Raw genomic sequence first — 15579 nt, 5'->3', positions numbered from 1 at the left:
GAAGCTCGTGCACACAAACCCATTCACAATGCAATGCACCCTGGCGCGGGGTGGAGCAGCCCGGTAGCTCGTCAGGCTCATAACCTGAAGGTCACAGGTTCAAATCCTGTCCCCGCAACCAAACACCAAAGCCCGCTTGGTCTAACGACCTCGCGGGCTTTGGTGCGTCCGGGGTATGGGCCAGCGCGAGCTACAGCAGGGCCGCTTGAGGCGCCCATCCGACCTTAGACGCTGTGGCCTGATCGCAGGCACCCCGCCACTCACGCCGACGCGCCCCGCTCCCCCACAAAACGCACCTAACTGGACCCCGGCCTCCGCCGGGGTACGAAAAGGGCTGTCTGGAGGCGGGGGCGCCTTGGCTCTCGGACGCCTTGAGCAACTCTAGCGATCTAGCGGGCTAGTGGTCCGCGCAGGGTTAGCGAAGATCCTCAAGCACCGCTGCGGCGCGACCACGGGCGGCCGCGCTAGCGGCGGGCCGGGGCGGTGCTGCTGCGGACGACGAGTTCGTGGGTGAGCGTCAGCTGGCGGCGGGCGGGGGTGGTGCCGCGCAGGATGTCGACCAGAAGCTCCACCGCGCGCTGGCCGATCAGGCCCTTGGGCTGGGCGATGGTGGTGAGCGGCGGCGAGAAGAAGCGGGCGAGCGGCAGGTCGTCGAAGCCGATCACCGAGACCTGGCCGGGACAGGAGAGCCCCGCCTGGGCGATCGCGCTGATCGCGCCCATCGCCATCTCGTCGCTGAAGCAGAAGATCGCAGTGACCCCGCCTGCGAGCAGTTCGCCGGCGCGCTGGAAGGCGGAGGCGGCGGAATAGTCGCCGGCACGTAGCTGCAGCTGATCGCCGAGGCCGTGGCGGTCGGCGGCGCGTAGTGCGCCCGTCAGGCGATCGCGGCTGATCGGGCTGATCGCCGGGCCGGTGATGACGCCGATGTCGCGGTGCCCGAGCGCGATCAGATGTTCCATCGCGTCGCTGCTGGCGGCGGCATTGTCGATATGGACGCTCGGCACGCCGATGTCGGGGCTGTATTCGCAGCCGTTGACGATCGGCGCTGCCGTCCCCTGGGCGGCGAGCAGCGGCGCAAGGCTGGCCGGCAGGCGATGGCCGAGGAACACCAGCCCGTCGACCTCGCGACGCGAAAGCATGTCGGCGTACTGATCCTCCACCTCCGGATCGTGGCGGGTGTCGCCCACCACCACCGAATAGCCGGCATCGCGCGCCGCTTCCTCCGCGCCGCGGATGACGCTGGCGAAGAAGGGATTGGAGATGTCCGGGACGGTCAGCAGGATCTTGGCGGCGCGCAGCGTGCGCAGGCTGCGCGCGGCGACGTTGGGCTGGTAGCCGAGCGCATCCACGGCATCGAGCACGCGCCGGCGCGTCTGTTCGGCCACGCGCGCAGGCTGGCTCAGCACGCGCGACACCGTCGCGGTGGAGACCCCGGCGACGGCGGCGACCTGGATGATCGTCGTCATGCCCGCTTCATGTCGCCTGCGGCCAAGCGTGTCGATAGGGGTGATGTAATCCTTTACATGCCGGTTCGCGCTGTTAGGCTGCCTCCAAGAGCAGGAAAACTGCAGCGGAGGGGATGAGCGCATGGTCGCTGCCGAAGGGACGTTGACGGGTGACGTGCGCCCGGCGTCGGGAATGCTGACGGGGCGGCTGAGCGCCCTGATGTTCATGCAGTTCTTTGTCTGGGGCGCGTGGAACGTGACCCTGGGCCTGGTGATGCAGACGGTCGGCATCGGCAACCTGATCGCCAACGCCTTTTCCGTGGGGCCGATCGCCTCGATCGTGGGCTCGTTCCTGCTCGGCATGGCGGCCGCGCGCTATTTCAGCCCCAAGATGCTGATGGTGATCCTGCACCTGGTGGGCAGCGTGCTGCTGTTCGTGCTGCCCTCGCTGGTGACGCCCGAGCATGGCGACAGCTTCGTCTGGCTGCTGCTGGGCTACATGATCCTCTACATGCCGACCGTGGGCCTGGCGAACACCATCGCCCTCAAGAGCTTCGGCGAGCGGGTCGACCGCTTTCCGTTCGTGCGCGCGTTCGGCACGCTGGGCTGGATCGCGGCCGGGCTCATCATCGGCTGGGCGGGTCTGTCGGCGAGCCCGCAGATCTTCACCATCGCCGCGGTCGTCTCGATCGCGCTCGGGCTCTACAGCGTCACCCTCCCCAATGTGGAGGTGGACGCCCCGCGCGACGAGAGCGTGATCCGGCAGGTGCTGTGCGTCGAGGCGTTCGGCCTGATGCGCCAGCGCTCGTTCCTGATCTTCATCGCCTGCGCGACGCTGATCTCGATCCCGCTGGCGATGTATTACGCCTATGCCTCCGCCTATATCGGCACGGCCGGTATCGAGAACGTCGGCGGCACCATGTCGATCGGGCAGATGTCCGAACTCGCCTTCATGTTCTCCATGCCGTGGCTCTATCGCCGCTTCGGGGTGAAGCCGCTGCTGCTGGTGGGCATGATCGCCTGGGCGGTGCGCTATGCGCTGTTCGCGATCGGCGACGGCGGTGACTCGCTGTGGGCGATCTACCTGGGCGTGGCGCTGCACGGCGTGTGCTACGACTTCTTCTTCGTGGCGGGCGCGATCTACACGGGCACCATCGCCTCGCCCAAGGGCGTCAACGCGCAGGCGCAGGGGATGCTGACGCTGTTCACCTATGGCGTGGGCATGCTGCTGGGCTCGCAGATCGGCGGGCTGCTCTATGCCCAGCTGCCCGCGACGCCGAGCGTCGCCGACTGGCAGCACATGTGGTGGTACCCCGCGATCGCGGCGGCGGTGGTCGCGATCCTGTTCCAGATCAGCTTCCGCGACGAGACCAAGGGAGAGGCGCGCGCATGACCGCGATGAAGGGGCCGGGCATCTTCCTGGCGCAGTTCCTGGGCGACACCGCGCCGTTCGACACGCTGGACGGGCTGGCCGAATGGGCGGCGGGGCTGGGCTTCGTGGGCGTGCAGATCCCGTGCGACCCGCGGCTGATCGACCTGAAGACCGCGGCCGAGAGCAAGGACTATTGCGACGACCTGCGCGGGCGGCTCGCACGGTTCGGGATCGAGCCGACCGAATTGTCGACGCATCTCCAGGGCCAGCTGGTGGCGGTGCACCCAGCCTATGACGCGCTGTTCGACGGCTTCGCGCCGGCCGAGGTGCACGGCAAGCCCGCCGAGCGCCAGGCCTGGGCGGTCGAGCAGGTGACGCTGGCGGCGAAGGCGAGCGCCAACCTGGGGCTGTCGGCGCATGCGACCTTCTCGGGCGCGCTCGCCTGGCCCTATGTCTATCCCTGGCCGCAGCGCCCTGCCGGCCTGGTCGAGGAGGCATTTGCCGAACTGGCACGGCGCTGGACGCCGATCCTGAACGCGTTCGAGGATGCGGGCGTCGACTGCGCGTTCGAGGTCCACGCCGGCGAGGACATTCACGACGGCGCGTCCTGGGAGCGGTTCCTGGAAGCGCTTGGCGGGCACCCCCGCGCGCGCCTCCTGTTCGATCCGTCGCACTATGTGCTGCAGCAGCTCGACTATCTCGACTTCATCGACCGCTATCACGACCGGATATCGTGCTTCCATGTGAAGGACGCCGAGTTCAACCCGAGCGGCCGGTCGGGCGTCTATGGCGGATACGAGAGCTGGGTGAACCGGGCCGGGCGCTTCCGCTCGACCGGCGACGGCCAGGTCGACTTCGTCGGCGTGTTCAGCAAGCTTGCCCAATATGGCTACAAAGGCTGGGCGGTGCTGGAGTGGGAATGCGCGCTCAAGCGTTCCGAAGACGGGGCGCGCGAAGGCGCACCGTTCATTCGCGACCACATCATCCGCGTGACCGAGCGCCCGTTCGACGACTTCGCGGCGAGCGGGGTCGACCGGGCCGCGATCCGATCGCTGCTGGGCCTGAAGGAAGGCGACGCGTGATGCGGCAGCCGCTCCGGCTCGGCATGGTGGGCGGCGGCGAGGGCGCGTTCATCGGCGCCGTGCACCGCATGGCCGCCGCGCTGGATGGCGACTGGCGGCTGACGGCCGGCGCGTTCAGCACCGATGCGGGGCGCAACACCCGCACCGGCGAGCAGCTGGGGCTCGATCCCGCGCGCGTCTATGGTTCGATCGACGCGATGCTGGCGGCCGAGCGCGCGCTGCCGGCCGAGGCGCGCATCGATGCGCTGGCGATCGTGACGCCGAACCATCTCCACGCGCCCATGGCGATCGCCGCGCTGGAGGCGGGCTTCCACGTGTTCTGCGAAAAGCCGATGGCGATGAGCGTCGCCGAGGCGGAGGCGATCGCGGCGGCGGCCGAGGCGAGCGGGCGGACGTTCGCGCTGGCCTTCACCTACAGCGGCTATGCGCTGGTCGAGGAGGCGCGGGCGCGCATCGCGCGCGGCGACCTGGGCGCGATCCGACTGGTGCAGGTCGAATATCTCCAGGGCTGGCTGAGCGCGCCGATCGACGAGGCCGGCAACAAGCAGGCCGAGTGGCGCACCGACCCGGCCCGCGCCGGGATCGGCGGCTGCCTGGGCGACATCGCCACCCATGCGTTCCAGCTGGCCGAGCACGTGTCGGGGCTGTGTGCCGAGGCGGTGGCGGCGGACCTGACCATCTATGTGCCGGGACGGCGGCTTGACGACGACGTGAGCGCGCTGCTGCGCTTCGAGGGCGGCGCGCGCGGCACGCTGAAGGCGAGCCAGGTCGCGGCCGGGGAGGAAAACGGCCTGAAGTTGCGTATCCATGGCGAGCGCGGCGGGCTGGAATGGGCGCAGATGGAGCCCAACACGCTGACGCTGCGCTGGCTGGACCGGCCGGCGGAGATCCTGCGCGCGGGCGGGCCGGGCTTGAGCGACGGTGCGAGCGGGCTGCTGCGCACCCCCGCCGGGCACCCCGAGGGCTATGTCGAGGCGTTCGCCAACCTCTACCGCGGCTTCGCGGCGGCGATCCGCGGCGAGGGGGAGCGGTGGTTCCCCGGCGTCGGCGACGGGCTGCGCACCATGAAATTCGTCGAGGCCGTGGTCGCCAATGCGGCCTCGGACCGGAAGTGGACCAGCATCGATCCGGGAGAGAGTGTATGAAGCGTATCATCAGCCTGGGAGCGGCGGCAGCGATGCTAGCCGTCACCGCGGCACCGGCCGTCGCGCAGACCGCGCCGCCGCCGGCCTTTGCCGCGTGCAAGGCGTGCCACACGGTCGACAAGGGGGGCCGCAACGGTGTCGGCCCGAACCTGAACGGCGTGGTCGGCCGGCCCGCGGCCGCGGTGCCGGGCTTCAACTATTCCAACGCCATGAAGGCGTCGAAGCTGCGCTGGGACGAGGCGACGCTGGACCAGTTCCTGGCCGCGCCGACCAAGAAGGTGCCGGGTACGCGCATGCCGATCGGCATGGCCGACGCCGCCAAGCGCAAGGCGATCATCGCGTTCCTGAAGGCGCAGGGCGGCAAATGATCGGGCGGGGGGCATGACGGTCTCACGCCGCACCGTGCTGGCTGCCGGCGCGGTCGCGCCGCTCGCGGCGAGCGCCGGACTGGCGCAGGGCGGCGGCGGCTCCAACGCCGCGCGCTTTTCGCTCGGCTATGCGCCGCACGAGGGCAGCTTCGCGAGCCGCGGCGGCCTGCTCGAGCAGATCGCCTATGCCGCCGACCAGGGCTTCACCGCCTGGGAAGACAATGAGGCGCGCAGCCGGCCGGTCGCGGAACAGCAGCGCATGGCCAAGGCGCTGCAGCAGCGCGGCATGACCATGGGCGTGTTCGTCGCCAGCATGCCGAAATGGTCGCAGTCGCGGCCGCTGCTGGGCGCCAACGACGGCGCCGAGCGCGAGGCGTTCCTGACCGACGTCCGCAGCGCCATCGACGTCGCCAAGCGGCTGAATGCCAACCGGATGACGGTGGTGACCGGCTTCATGGACCCCAAGGTGCCGGTGGAGATCCAGACCGCGCGGGTGATCGACGTCATGCGCCGCGCCGGCGACATCGTCGCGCCCCACGCTATCGCGATGGTGATGGAGCCGCTCAACACGCGCACCAACCATCCCGGCGTCTACATGCAGAGCATCGCCCAGGGCTATGCCGTGGCGCGCGGCGCGAACAGCCCGGGCGTGAAGATCCTGGCCGACCTCTATCACGAGCAGATCCAGTCCGGGAACCTGATCCCGGTGATGGACGCCTGCTGGAGCGAGATCGGCTATATCCAGTTCGGCGACAATCCCGGGCGCAACGAGCCCGGAACCGGCGAGATTCATTACGCCAACATCGTCCGGTGGCTGCGCCAGCGCCGCTATGCCGGGGTGATCGGCATGGAGCACGGCAATTCGGTCAAGGGCCGCGCCGGCGAGGACCGGCTGATCGCCGCCTATCGGGAAATCGACGCACAATAAGAAGGGGAGGCACGAATGCTTCGCACCACGGGAGGAGAGGCCAAGTGATCGATCGCAGAACGGCGCTTGCCGGCGTCGTCACGATGTTCGGGGCGGGACTGTTCGCGCCGATCGCGCGCGCGGCCGGTGCGGCCCAGGCATCGCGGGTACCGGTGATCTCCGACGGCCCGCCGAGCACGGCCGTCTTCACGCCGGACCAGCGCGCGCTGGTGACGGTGCTGAGCGAGCGAATCATCCCGACCACCGACACGCCGGGCGCGATCGCCGCGGGCGTGCCGATGTTCATCGAAAAGCTGCTCGCCGACTGGGGCGTGCCGGACGATCGCAAGCCGATCCTGGCTGGGCTGGAGGCGGTCGAAGCTCGCAGCCTGAAGGACTATAAGGTCTCCGCGGCCAAGGCGACGCCCCAGCAGCAGGATGCGCTGCTGACGCTGGCGATGAACGGCCAGATCCCGGGCGGCAAGGACTTCTTCGAGGCGATGCGCCAGATGGTGATCACCGGCTATTACACGTCGGAGATCGGCATCACCCAGGAGCGCGAATATCTGCCGGTGCCGGGCGAATACAACGGCGCCTTTCCTTATTCCCAAGTCAACAAGGTCTACAGCGCATGATCAGCCGCCGTACCCTGCTCGCGGGCGCCGGGGGCGCCGCGGCCATCGCCCTGTCGGACCGGATCGTCCCGGCCGCCCATGCAGCCCAGATCCCGGCGGTGGGGCTCCAGCTCTACACCGTGCGCGAGCTCTTCCAGAAGGACCCGGTGGCGACGCTGGGGCAGGTGGCGCGCATCGGCTATCGCGAAGTCGAGTTCGGCGGCGGCGGCTATGACGCGATGGATCATGCGCTGCTGCGCCGGACGATGGACCGGCTCGGCCTGCGCGCACCGTCGGTGCACATCGGCTATGACGCGCTGCTCGGCCAGTTCGAGCGATCGGTGACCATGGCGAAGACCTTGGGCGCCGACACGGTGGTGCTGCCGTACATGACGGACCAGCACCGCACCGAAGCCGGATGGAAGGCGGCGCTGCCCAACATCGCGCGCTTCGGCGCCGATCTGAAGAAGGCGGGGCTGGGCTTTGCCTATCACAACCACGACTTCGAATTCACGGTGAAGCCGGGCGGCAAAAGCCTGTTCGACCGGCTGATCGAGGAGACCGACCCGTCGCTGGTGCAGGTGGAGCTCGACCTCTACTGGGCCGCGCACGCGGGCGAGGACGTGGCCGGGCTGATCGAGCGGCTGAACCGCCGCATTTATGCCTATCACGTCAAGGACATGCGCGCCGACCGCAGCATGACCGCCGTGGGTCAGGGCAAGACCGACTTCGCCGCGCTGTTCCGCCTGAAGGGAAGCGCCGGGGTCCGCCACTTCTATGTCGAGAACGACGAGGCGCCCGCGCCCTATCTTCCCGACATCACCACCAGCTTCAAGACGCTCCGCGCGCTGCGGTTCTGAGCACGTACGGGCAGGGGAACAACATCATGGCTTCGACCAACAGGTTCGACGCGATCGTCATCGGATCGGGCGTGAGCGGAGGCTTCGCCGCCAAGGAACTGACCGAAAAGGGGCTGCGCGTCCTGATGCTCGACCGGGGCGTCATGGTCGAGCACGGCGAGGGCTATCCGTACGACGGCAAGCCCGCATTCGAGGTGCCGGCGCGCAACATCATGCCCAAGCCGGTGATGGACAGCAATTACTTCATCGCGCGCCACGGCTATGTGCAGCCCAGCAACCAGCGCTTCTACAACGACGACCGGCAGAACCCCTATGCCTATGACGAGGGGGACAAGTTCTACTGGATCCGCCCGGGCGCGGTGGGCGGCAAGTCGCTGATCTGGGGGCGGTGGAGCTTCCGCTGGGCGCCCGAGGATTTCGAGGCGAACAAGCGCGACGGCATCGATGGCGCCTGGCCGATCGGCTATGACGATGTCGCCCCCTGGTACAGCTATGTCGAGAAATATGTCGGCGTGTCCGGCTCGCGCGAGAACCTGCCCTATCTGCCGGACAGCGAGTTCCAGCCGCCGATGCCGATGAACGTCGCCGAGCAGTGGCTGAAGCAGCGGCTGGAGACGAAGTTCCCGGGCCGCAAGCTGATCCACACCCGCCTGTCCAACCTGACCGAGGACAAGCCCGAGCAGAACCGCACCAAGTGCCAGATGCGCAACCAGTGCAGCAACGGCTGCTCGTTCGGGGCCTATTTCTCGACCCAGGCGGTGACGCTGCCGGCGGCGCGCGCGACCGGGCGGCTGACGCTCCAGTCGGACGCGGTGGTGACCAACGTCGACTATGATCCCGCGCGCAAGCGGGTGACGGGGGTGCGCTATGTCGATGCCAAGACCGGGCAGGCGCAGACGGTGTCGGCCGACCTGGTGTTCGTCTGCGCATCGGCCATGGCGTCGGTCCAGATCTTGATGAACTCGCGCGCGCCGGGAAGCGAGCGCAGCCATTTCGACAGCAGCGGGACGCTGGGCCGCTATGTGATGGACCATATCTTCCGCGTCGGCGTGGCGGGCGAGATCCCCGGCATGACCGACCTGATCGAATATGGCCGGCGGCCGGGCGGCGTCTATATCCCGCGTTTCCGCAACATCGGCGGCGAGGAGGGCGTCGGGTTCAAGCGCGGCTATGGCTATCAGGGCAGCGCCAGCCGCGACCCGTCGCCGCCGGTCGGCTTCGGCGCGTCGATGAAGCAGGGCCTGCGCCGCTATGCGCCGTGGAAGTTCAGCATGGGCGCGTTCGGCGAATGCCTGCCGTACAAGGACAATCGCGTCTCGCTCCACGCCAGCAAGGTGGACCGGTTCGGGATACCGCTGATGCGGTTCGACGTGCGCTTCCGCGACAACGAGCTCAAGATGATGGCGGACGCGCGGGTGCAGGGCGAGGCGATGCTGAGGGGCGCCGGCCTCCTCAACGTGCGCAGCTGGGAGGGCGAGCATGTGCCCGGCGACGCCATCCACGAGATGGGCGGCGCGCGCATGGGCGCCGATCCCCGCACCTCGGTGCTGAACGGCTGGAACCAGGCGCACGACGCGTCCAACCTCTATGTGACCGACGGCGCGCAGATGGCGTCGGCCTCCTGCGTCAACCCGTCGCTGACCTACATGGCGATGACCGCGCGTGCGGCCGACCATGCGGTGAAGCAGCTGCGGGCGTAACCGGCGGCGCCCCGGGGTTGCCCGGGGCGCTGCGCCTGACCGCAACAAGCTTTGCGCGTGCTGCGGTCGTTCGGCCTGTCCCCAGGCCGGCCTAACCTCCGAACAGCTGCGCCAGGTGCACGTCGATGCGCAGGCCCAGCACCACGGCGTCCGGAATGTCGGTCTTGCGACTGGTCGCGTAGATCGGGTCCGGATTGATGACGTACTGGACGTTGGGCATGATCCGGAGCCCGGGCAGCGCCGCCCAGCCATAGTTCAGCTCGGTGATGATTTCGTTCGCCTCGGGCGATCCGGTGCCGCCTGCCTTGGCGCGCAGGTCGCGGAGATAGGCGATCTGCTGGTCGCTGAAGTGCGTGTTGGTGACGAGCAGGCCGATCGTGTCGTTGTCGCGGCCCTTGAACGTCCCGGTCTTCACGAACCCGGCCGAGGCGAACCAGTCGATCGACTGGACGTTGCCGGCGTTGAGGAAGAAGCGCCCGAACAGCGCCAGGTTGCGCTTGCTGGCGCCTTGCGCGCGCGACACCGTCTGGTCCGCCATCGCATACAGGCCCAGCCGGTTGCCGCCGCGCCCGGCGCGGGGAAGGCCGCTCAGCGCCGCGGAATTGCCGTTGGCGTCATAATAGGGGCTCTGGCCGCCGTCGGTGTTGAGATAGAAGCCGAGCCGATAGCGACGCGGCAGGCGCTCCTGCGCGAAGCTGGTCTGGTAGCCGACTTCGCCCGGGATCAGCACGCCCGTTCCCTTGCCGAGCGAGAAGTCGAGCCCGCCCTTGCCCTTCAGGTTGAGGTCGTTGTTGTATTCGAAGGCGCCGGTCTGGACGTACCAGCGGTCGTCGATCGCGTAGCGCGCCTTCGCCGCCCAGGACGAGTTCGGATAGGCGGTGATGCCGATGTCGCTGATCGCGCCATAGGCGGTGAGGCAGCTGGTGTTGCTCATGAACGCGCAGTTGAGCGGCGAGTTGTTGAAATAGCTGTTTACCGCCGCGCGCCCGACCATCAGGTTGAGCTTGCCGAAGTCGTGCTCGATGTTGAGCTGGGTGAGGCGGGGGCCGGAGACGGGCCGCCACGTCTGCTGGAAGCTGATCGAGTTGCCGATCGAGTCCCGGCCCAGGCTGTCGCCGGTGAACCAGGCGCCCTGGACGTGCAGCTTGGTGTCGGACCAGCCGAGCGCCTTTTCGAGATCGATGTCGGCAGCGGCCATCACCCAGTGCGATTCCGCGCTGCCGTGGCGCACGCCGCCGATCGGATTGGCGGCGACGTTGCCGACGAAGTCGAGCGTGAGATCGACGCCCTGGTCGTTGAGCGAGCGCAGCGCCTTGCCGATGGCGTTGTTTCGCTGGAACCGCGCGAAGCCGGTGGGCGCCTTGCTCTGGTCCGCGGGGGCGGCCTGCTTGGCACCGGGGGAGAAAGCGGCGGCGGCATCGCGGCCGCTCTCGCGCTCACCCTCGCCGGTCAGCGGCGGTGCGCTGGTGGTGGGGGCGGCGGTGGCGGGCACGTCGCGCGTGTCGGGCGGCAGCGGCGCCGCCTGCGCCTGTCCGGCGAGCAGCAGCGCGGCGGCAGTGGTGGTCAGAACGGGCATCGGAATCTCCTGTCCGGCCGCGTTCGCGCCGCGGCCGGTTATCATGGTCGTCGCAGCCGGGATCAGGCGGCGGCGATGTCGTGCTTGGCGCGCAGCTTGCGCGTGCCGATGGTGGCCGCGAGGGTGCGCTCGTCGAGCTTGCCCTCCCACTTGGCGATCACGACTGTGGCGAGCGCATTGCCGATCAGGTTCACGAAGGTGAGCCCCTCGGCGAGGATGCGGTGGATGCCCAGGATCAGCGCGATGCTGGCGACCGGGATGACGCCCGTGGTGTTGAGCGTCGCGGCCAGCACGACGAAGGCCGCACCGGCGATGCCCGCCGCGCCCTTGGACGTGAGCAGCAGCACCGCGATCAGCGCCAGCTCGTGCCCGAAGGTGAGGTGAGTGTTGGTCGCCTGCGCCAGGAACACCGCGACGGTGGTGAGGTAGAGGCAGGTGCCGTCGAGGTTGAACGAATAGCCCGCCGGGATCACGAAGCCGACGACGCTTTCCTCGCAGCCGACCTTCTGCATCTTCTGGATGAGGCGCGGCAGCACCGTCTCGGTCGAGGTGGTGGCGGCGACCACGACGATCTCGTCCCACAGATAGCCGAGCAGGCGCCACAGGCTGACGCCGCACCACCAGGCGACGCCGCCCAGCACCACCCCGGTGAACAGGGCGCAGACGACGAAGAACTCCAGGATCAGCTCGCCCAGCGACAGCAGCGATGCGGTGCCGAACTGGCCGACGGTGAAGGCGATCGCGCCGAACGCGCCAAGCGGCGCGAAATACATGATGTAGCCGATGATCCGGAAGAAGCCCTGCGACGCGCTGTCGATCACGTCGATGACGGGCTTCGCGCGCTCGCCGATGGAGGCGATGGCGATGCCGAACAGCACCGCCACGAACAGCACCTGCAGCACATGCGCCTCGGTCAGCGCGCTCACGAAGGTGTCGGGGATGATCGCCATCAGATAGCTGGTGATCGACTGGTCGTGGGCGGAGGCGACATAGCCCTGAATCGAGGCGGTATCGATCGCGGCGGCGTCGATGTTCATGCCGGCGCCCGGCTGCCACAGGTTGACCGCGACCAGGCCGAAGACCAGCGCGATGATCGTGATCACCTCGAAATAGAGGATCGACTTCAGCGCGACCCGGCCCACCGCGGTCATGTCGTTCATGCCGGCGATGCCGTGGACGACCGTCACGAAGATGATCGGGCCGATCATCATGCGGATCAGCTTGATGAAGGCATCGCCGAACGGCTTCATCGCGACGGCGGTGCCGGGTGCGAAGTGGCCGAGCAGGATGCCGATCACCGTGCCGGCGAGCACCTGGAACCACAGCTGGCCCAGGATGCCGAACCGTCCGGCCCGCTTCGTCGTCTCTCCTATGCTTGTCATTCTTTTTATCTCTCGTTGGGGCGGCGGGCGGCGGTTCAGCCGAACAACATGCCGTCGAACAATTTGCGGGCGGTGCGCAGCATGGCCGCGCCGGTGATCGTGCCGCGCTCGTCCACGTCGATCACGCAACCGGTGGCGCCGGTCGGATGCTCGACGTCGAGCGTCTTGGACCGGCCCTCCGGCACCACCGCCAGCGCGTGCGCGGGCGATCCGTCGACCAGGCAGGCGGTGGCGACGCTGACCGCGCCCAGCACGCCGATCGACGCGTGGCAGCGGTGCGGGATAAAGGAGCGCACGCTGATGGCGCCGCCGTGTCGCGGGGCGGCGACCAGCATCATCTTGGGCACCGATTGGTCGGCGACATCGCCCAGGTTCATCATCGGCCCAGCCTCCAGCCGGATCGCCTCGATCCGCGCCTTGAGCGACTCGTCGGCGTCGAGGGTCTCGCGATCCTCATAGCCGGTGATGCCGACATCGGTGGCGCGCAGCACCACGCAGGGCATGCCGTTATCGATCAGCGTCGTCTCCACGCCCCCGATCACGTCCACGGCGTTGCCGGTGGGGAGCAGCGCGCCGCAGCTGGAGCCGGCGATGTCGGCAAAGGCGAGCGGCACCGGGGCGGCGGTGCCGGGCACGCCGTCGATGCGGGCGTCGCCTTCATAGGTGACGGTGCCGCCGGGGGTGCGGACGGTCGCGGTGGCGAGCTTGCCGGTGTTGACCATGAAGATCGAGACCGGGGTCTCGCCGTCCTGCGCCTCGACCAGCCCGCGCTCGATCGCGAACGGGCCGACGCCGGCGAGCATGTTGCCGCAGTTCTGCGCGTCGGTGACGATCGCCTGGTCGACGAACACCTGGAGGAAGAGATAGTCGACGTCGGCGCCTTCATGGGCCGAGCGGGAGACGACCGCGACCTTGGACGTCAGCGGGTCGGCGCCGCCCATGCCGTCGATCTGGCGCGGATCGGGCGAGCCGAAGGCGCGCAGCAGGAAGGCGTCGCGCGCGGCCGGATCCGCGGGCAGGTCTTCGGCGAGGAAGAAGCCGCCCTTGGACGTGCCGCCGCGCATCCACATCGCGCGAATGCCCTCAGACATAGCGCAGGCCCTTCTGTTCCAGCCGCTCGCGCATCGCATAGATGTCGAGGCCGAGTTCGCCCTTGGCCAGCCGCTCGCGCTTCTCGGCTTCCTTGGCCTCGCGCGCCTGCGCCTTTTCGAGCACCGAGGCGGCATCGATGCGGCGGACCACGCAGACGCCGTCGTCGTCGGCGACGATCACGTCGCCCGCGTTCACCAGCTCACCCGCGCACACGATCGGCACGTTGACCGATCCCAGCGTCTCCTTGACCGTGCCCTGCGCCGAGATCGCGCGCGACCAGACGGGGAAGCCCATCTCGGTCAGGTCGCGCACGTCGCGCACGCCCGCGTCGATCACCAGCCCGCGGCAGCCGCGCGCCAGGGCGGAGGTGGCGAGCAGGTCGCCGAAATAGCCGTCCTCGCACGGGGAGGTCGGTGCCACCACCAGGATATCGCCTTCTTTCAATTGCTCGATGGCGACGTGCATCATCCAATTGTCGCCCGGCGGCACCGACACGGTGACCGCGGAGCCGGCGATGCGTGCGCCGGAATAGATGGGGCGCAGGCGGCTGCCGAGCAGGCCGATGCGGCCCTGCGCCTCGTGCACGGTGGCGACGCCGGCATGGGCGAGACCGGCGACGACGGCCGGATCGGCGCGTTCTACGGTGGTGACGACGCTTGGCATCCTGGCTCCTTCGACAAACTCGTTGCGCCGCTCTCTAGGCCGCCGTTCTGCAATCGGGGACGTGGATTTGCGCACGAGCCATAAGCTGTGCTGAAGTGTGTCACATGATCGCATTCGCTCAGATGAACCTGCGGCACCTGGATGCGGTGGCGCAGGCGGCGCGGCTGGGAAGCATCAGCGCCGCGTCCCAGGCCATGAACCTGTCGCAGCCGGCGCTGACCCAGGCGGTGGCGAAGGTCGAGGCGCAGCTGGGCCACGCATTGTTCGACCGCCAGCCCGGCGGCGTGAGCCCCACCGAGGCCGGGCGGCTGATGACCGCGCGGATCGAGCGGGCGCTCAGCTATGTGGCGCGCGGCGGGCATCGCGTGCGGCGGGGCGCGCGCCTGCCGCCGCTGCCGCGCGTGGAACGGCGGATCACGCTCGGCCAACTGCGCGCGCTGATCGCGGTGGACGAGGCGGGGAGCTTCGCGCTCGCCTCCACCCGCACCGGCATGTCGCAGCCGGCGCTGCATCGTGCCGCGCGGGAACTGGAGCAGCTGCTGGGCGTGCCGCTGCTCACCCGGCAAGGGCGCACGGTGCAGCCGACCCGGGCGGCGGTGCGGCTGCTGCGCTTCGCCAGGCTGGCGCGTGCCGAGCTGCAGGCGGGCGTGGATGAGCTGGAGGCGCTGCGCAACCAGGGGGCGGGGCGCGTCACCGTCGGCACCATGCCGCTCGCGCGCGCGATCCTCCTGCCGCAGACGCTGGCGCGCTTCGCCCGCGCCTATCCGGGTGCGTCGGTGAACGTGGTCGAGGGGCCGTATCTGGAGATGCTGGGGGCGCTTCGGCAGGGGGACCTGGACCTGCTGGTCGGGGCGATGCGCGATCCGCTGCCGGTGGGCGACGTGGTGCAGGCGCCGCTGTTTCTGGACGATGCGGTGATCGTCGGGCGCGCCGGGCACCCGCTACGCGCGGAGCCCGGCTTCGCGTTCGAACGGCTATTGGATTTCCCGTGGGTCATCGCCGCGGCCGGGGCGCCGGTGCGCGCGCGCTGGGAGCGGATGTTCGTCGATCGCGGGCTGGAGCCGCCGCGGCTGCGGATCGAGTGCGGATCGGTGCTGGTGCTGCGCGGACTGATGCTGGAGGACGACTGGCTGACGCTGATGTCGCGCGACCAGTTCCTGTTCGAGCAGCGCGCGGGGCTGCTGGCGGAGATCGCCGGCGCGGGCGAGACGCTGCGCCGGAGCATCGGTCTCACCCACCGGGACGACTGGCACCCGACGCAGCTGCAAAGCGCGTTCGTGGCCCTGTTCCGGGAGGTGTGCGCGGACTGGACTTCCGGAAAAGCAATGGAGAGCCAACCGTTCCGATATGCCTGAGGACGTGCCGGCGCACTA

14 protein-coding genes and 1 tRNA gene are annotated in these 15579 nt (G+C 69.0%); 10 read left to right on the top strand and 5 right to left on the bottom strand.

The annotated features are described in order from the left end of the window. Positions 1-44 precede the first annotated feature (44 nt). Positions 45-121, top strand: a tRNA-Met gene (locus MHZ35_RS13445). A 343-nt stretch (positions 122-464) separates the two neighbouring features. Here the strand turns inward: MHZ35_RS13445 and MHZ35_RS13440 are convergent. Then, positions 465-1466, bottom strand: coding sequence for a LacI family DNA-binding transcriptional regulator (locus MHZ35_RS13440; protein ID WP_239436113.1), 1002 nt, complete (start codon positions 1464-1466; stop codon positions 465-467). 121 nt (positions 1467-1587) lie between these two features. On the opposite strand from MHZ35_RS13440, the gene MHZ35_RS13435 reads away from it, so the two are divergent. Genes MHZ35_RS13435 through MHZ35_RS13400 form a run of 8 tightly spaced genes read left to right on the top strand, consistent with a single transcriptional unit; the run spans position 1588 to position 9493 of the window. Further along, the gene (locus tag MHZ35_RS13435; protein ID WP_239436112.1) at positions 1588-2838 is read left to right on the top strand and encodes an MFS transporter; all 1251 of its coding nucleotides are present in this window, start codon (positions 1588-1590) and stop codon (positions 2836-2838) included. After that, the gene (locus MHZ35_RS13430; protein ID WP_239436111.1) at positions 2835-3899 is read left to right on the top strand and encodes a sugar phosphate isomerase/epimerase family protein; all 1065 of its coding nucleotides are present in this window, start codon (positions 2835-2837) and stop codon (positions 3897-3899) included. Before MHZ35_RS13435 ends, MHZ35_RS13430 begins: the two co-directional genes overlap by 4 nt. After that, the gene (locus tag MHZ35_RS13425; RefSeq protein ID WP_239436110.1) at positions 3899-5044 is read left to right on the top strand and encodes a Gfo/Idh/MocA family protein; all 1146 of its coding nucleotides are present in this window, start codon (positions 3899-3901) and stop codon (positions 5042-5044) included. The genes MHZ35_RS13430 and MHZ35_RS13425 overlap by 1 nt, the downstream gene beginning before the upstream one ends. Then, the gene (locus MHZ35_RS13420) at positions 5041-5412 is read left to right on the top strand and encodes a c-type cytochrome (protein WP_125961338.1); all 372 of its coding nucleotides are present in this window, start codon (positions 5041-5043) and stop codon (positions 5410-5412) included. Before MHZ35_RS13425 ends, MHZ35_RS13420 begins: the two co-directional genes overlap by 4 nt. Positions 5413-5425: 13 nt before the next feature. Beyond that, positions 5426-6340, top strand: coding sequence for a hydroxypyruvate isomerase family protein (locus tag MHZ35_RS13415; protein WP_239436109.1), 915 nt, complete (start codon positions 5426-5428; stop codon positions 6338-6340). 44 nt (positions 6341-6384) lie between these two features. Then, positions 6385-6954 (top strand): gluconate 2-dehydrogenase subunit 3 family protein, encoded by a 570-nt coding sequence (locus MHZ35_RS13410; RefSeq protein ID WP_239436108.1) that lies wholly within the window; start codon positions 6385-6387, stop codon positions 6952-6954. Beyond that, on the top strand, positions 6951-7793 hold the full coding sequence (locus tag MHZ35_RS13405; protein ID WP_239436107.1) for a sugar phosphate isomerase/epimerase family protein: 843 nt from the start codon (positions 6951-6953) through the stop codon (positions 7791-7793). Before MHZ35_RS13410 ends, MHZ35_RS13405 begins: the two co-directional genes overlap by 4 nt. Before the next feature lie 26 nt (positions 7794-7819). Next, entirely contained in the window at positions 7820-9493 is a 1674-nt protein-coding gene (locus tag MHZ35_RS13400) for a GMC family oxidoreductase (protein WP_239436106.1), read from the top strand. Positions 9494-9584: 91 nt separating this feature from the next. On the opposite strand, the gene MHZ35_RS13395 is transcribed toward MHZ35_RS13400, so the two are convergent. The 4 genes from MHZ35_RS13395 to MHZ35_RS13380 form a co-directional block, all read right to left on the bottom strand. Next, the gene (locus MHZ35_RS13395; protein ID WP_239436105.1) at positions 9585-11069 is read right to left on the bottom strand and encodes a carbohydrate porin; all 1485 of its coding nucleotides are present in this window, start codon (positions 11067-11069) and stop codon (positions 9585-9587) included. A gap of 62 nt (positions 11070-11131) precedes the next feature. Beyond that, positions 11132-12451, bottom strand: coding sequence for a C4-dicarboxylate transporter DctA (gene dctA / locus MHZ35_RS13390; RefSeq protein ID WP_239436104.1), 1320 nt, complete (start codon positions 12449-12451; stop codon positions 11132-11134). Between the two features lie 35 nt (positions 12452-12486). Further along, positions 12487-13542, bottom strand: a complete 1056-nt coding sequence (locus MHZ35_RS13385) for a 4-oxalomesaconate tautomerase (RefSeq protein ID WP_239436103.1) — start codon at positions 13540-13542, stop codon at positions 12487-12489. After that, positions 13535-14206, bottom strand: coding sequence for a 4-carboxy-4-hydroxy-2-oxoadipate aldolase/oxaloacetate decarboxylase (locus tag MHZ35_RS13380; protein ID WP_239436102.1), 672 nt, complete (start codon positions 14204-14206; stop codon positions 13535-13537). The genes MHZ35_RS13385 and MHZ35_RS13380 overlap by 8 nt, the downstream gene beginning before the upstream one ends. Before the next feature lie 104 nt (positions 14207-14310). Between MHZ35_RS13380 and MHZ35_RS13375 the strand changes: the two genes are divergently transcribed. After that, positions 14311-15561 carry a LysR family transcriptional regulator gene (locus MHZ35_RS13375; protein ID WP_239436101.1) on the top strand — a complete coding sequence of 417 codons (1251 nt, stop codon included), beginning with the start codon at positions 14311-14313 and terminating at the stop codon, positions 15559-15561. The last annotated feature ends 18 nt before the right edge of the window (positions 15562-15579 follow it).

It is taken from the genome of Sphingomonas sp. ACRSK, from assembly GCF_022346685.1.
Taxonomy (GTDB): Bacteria; Pseudomonadota; Alphaproteobacteria; order Sphingomonadales; family Sphingomonadaceae; genus Sphingomonas; species Sphingomonas molluscorum.
This window is presented reverse-complemented; position numbering and strand designations above follow the sequence as displayed.

Bases quoted from the DNA above. Each gene is read 5' to 3' on its own strand.
- MHZ35_RS13425 (WP_239436110.1), top strand. From the start codon at position 3,899: ATGCGGCAGCCGCTCCGGCTCGGCATGGTGGGCGGCGGCGAGGGCGCG.
- MHZ35_RS13400 (WP_239436106.1), top strand. From the start codon at position 7,820: ATGGCTTCGACCAACAGGTTCGACGCGATCGTCATCGGATCGGGCGTG.
- MHZ35_RS13420 (WP_125961338.1), top strand. From the start codon at position 5,041: ATGAAGCGTATCATCAGCCTGGGAGCGGCGGCAGCGATGCTAGCCGTC.
- MHZ35_RS13430 (WP_239436111.1), top strand. From the start codon at position 2,835: ATGACCGCGATGAAGGGGCCGGGCATCTTCCTGGCGCAGTTCCTGGGC.
- MHZ35_RS13395 (WP_239436105.1), bottom strand. From the start codon at position 11,069: ATGCCCGTTCTGACCACCACTGCCGCCGCGCTGCTGCTCGCCGGACAG.
- MHZ35_RS13375 (WP_239436101.1), top strand. From the start codon at position 14,311: ATGATCGCATTCGCTCAGATGAACCTGCGGCACCTGGATGCGGTGGCG.
- MHZ35_RS13405 (WP_239436107.1), top strand. From the start codon at position 6,951: ATGATCAGCCGCCGTACCCTGCTCGCGGGCGCCGGGGGCGCCGCGGCC.
- MHZ35_RS13380 (WP_239436102.1), bottom strand. From the start codon at position 14,206: ATGCCAAGCGTCGTCACCACCGTAGAACGCGCCGATCCGGCCGTCGTC.
- MHZ35_RS13435 (WP_239436112.1), top strand. From the start codon at position 1,588: ATGGTCGCTGCCGAAGGGACGTTGACGGGTGACGTGCGCCCGGCGTCG.
- dctA (WP_239436104.1), bottom strand. From the start codon at position 12,451: ATGACAAGCATAGGAGAGACGACGAAGCGGGCCGGACGGTTCGGCATC.
- MHZ35_RS13415 (WP_239436109.1), top strand. From the start codon at position 5,426: ATGACGGTCTCACGCCGCACCGTGCTGGCTGCCGGCGCGGTCGCGCCG.
- MHZ35_RS13440 (WP_239436113.1), bottom strand. From the start codon at position 1,466: ATGACGACGATCATCCAGGTCGCCGCCGTCGCCGGGGTCTCCACCGCG.
- MHZ35_RS13385 (WP_239436103.1), bottom strand. From the start codon at position 13,542: ATGTCTGAGGGCATTCGCGCGATGTGGATGCGCGGCGGCACGTCCAAG.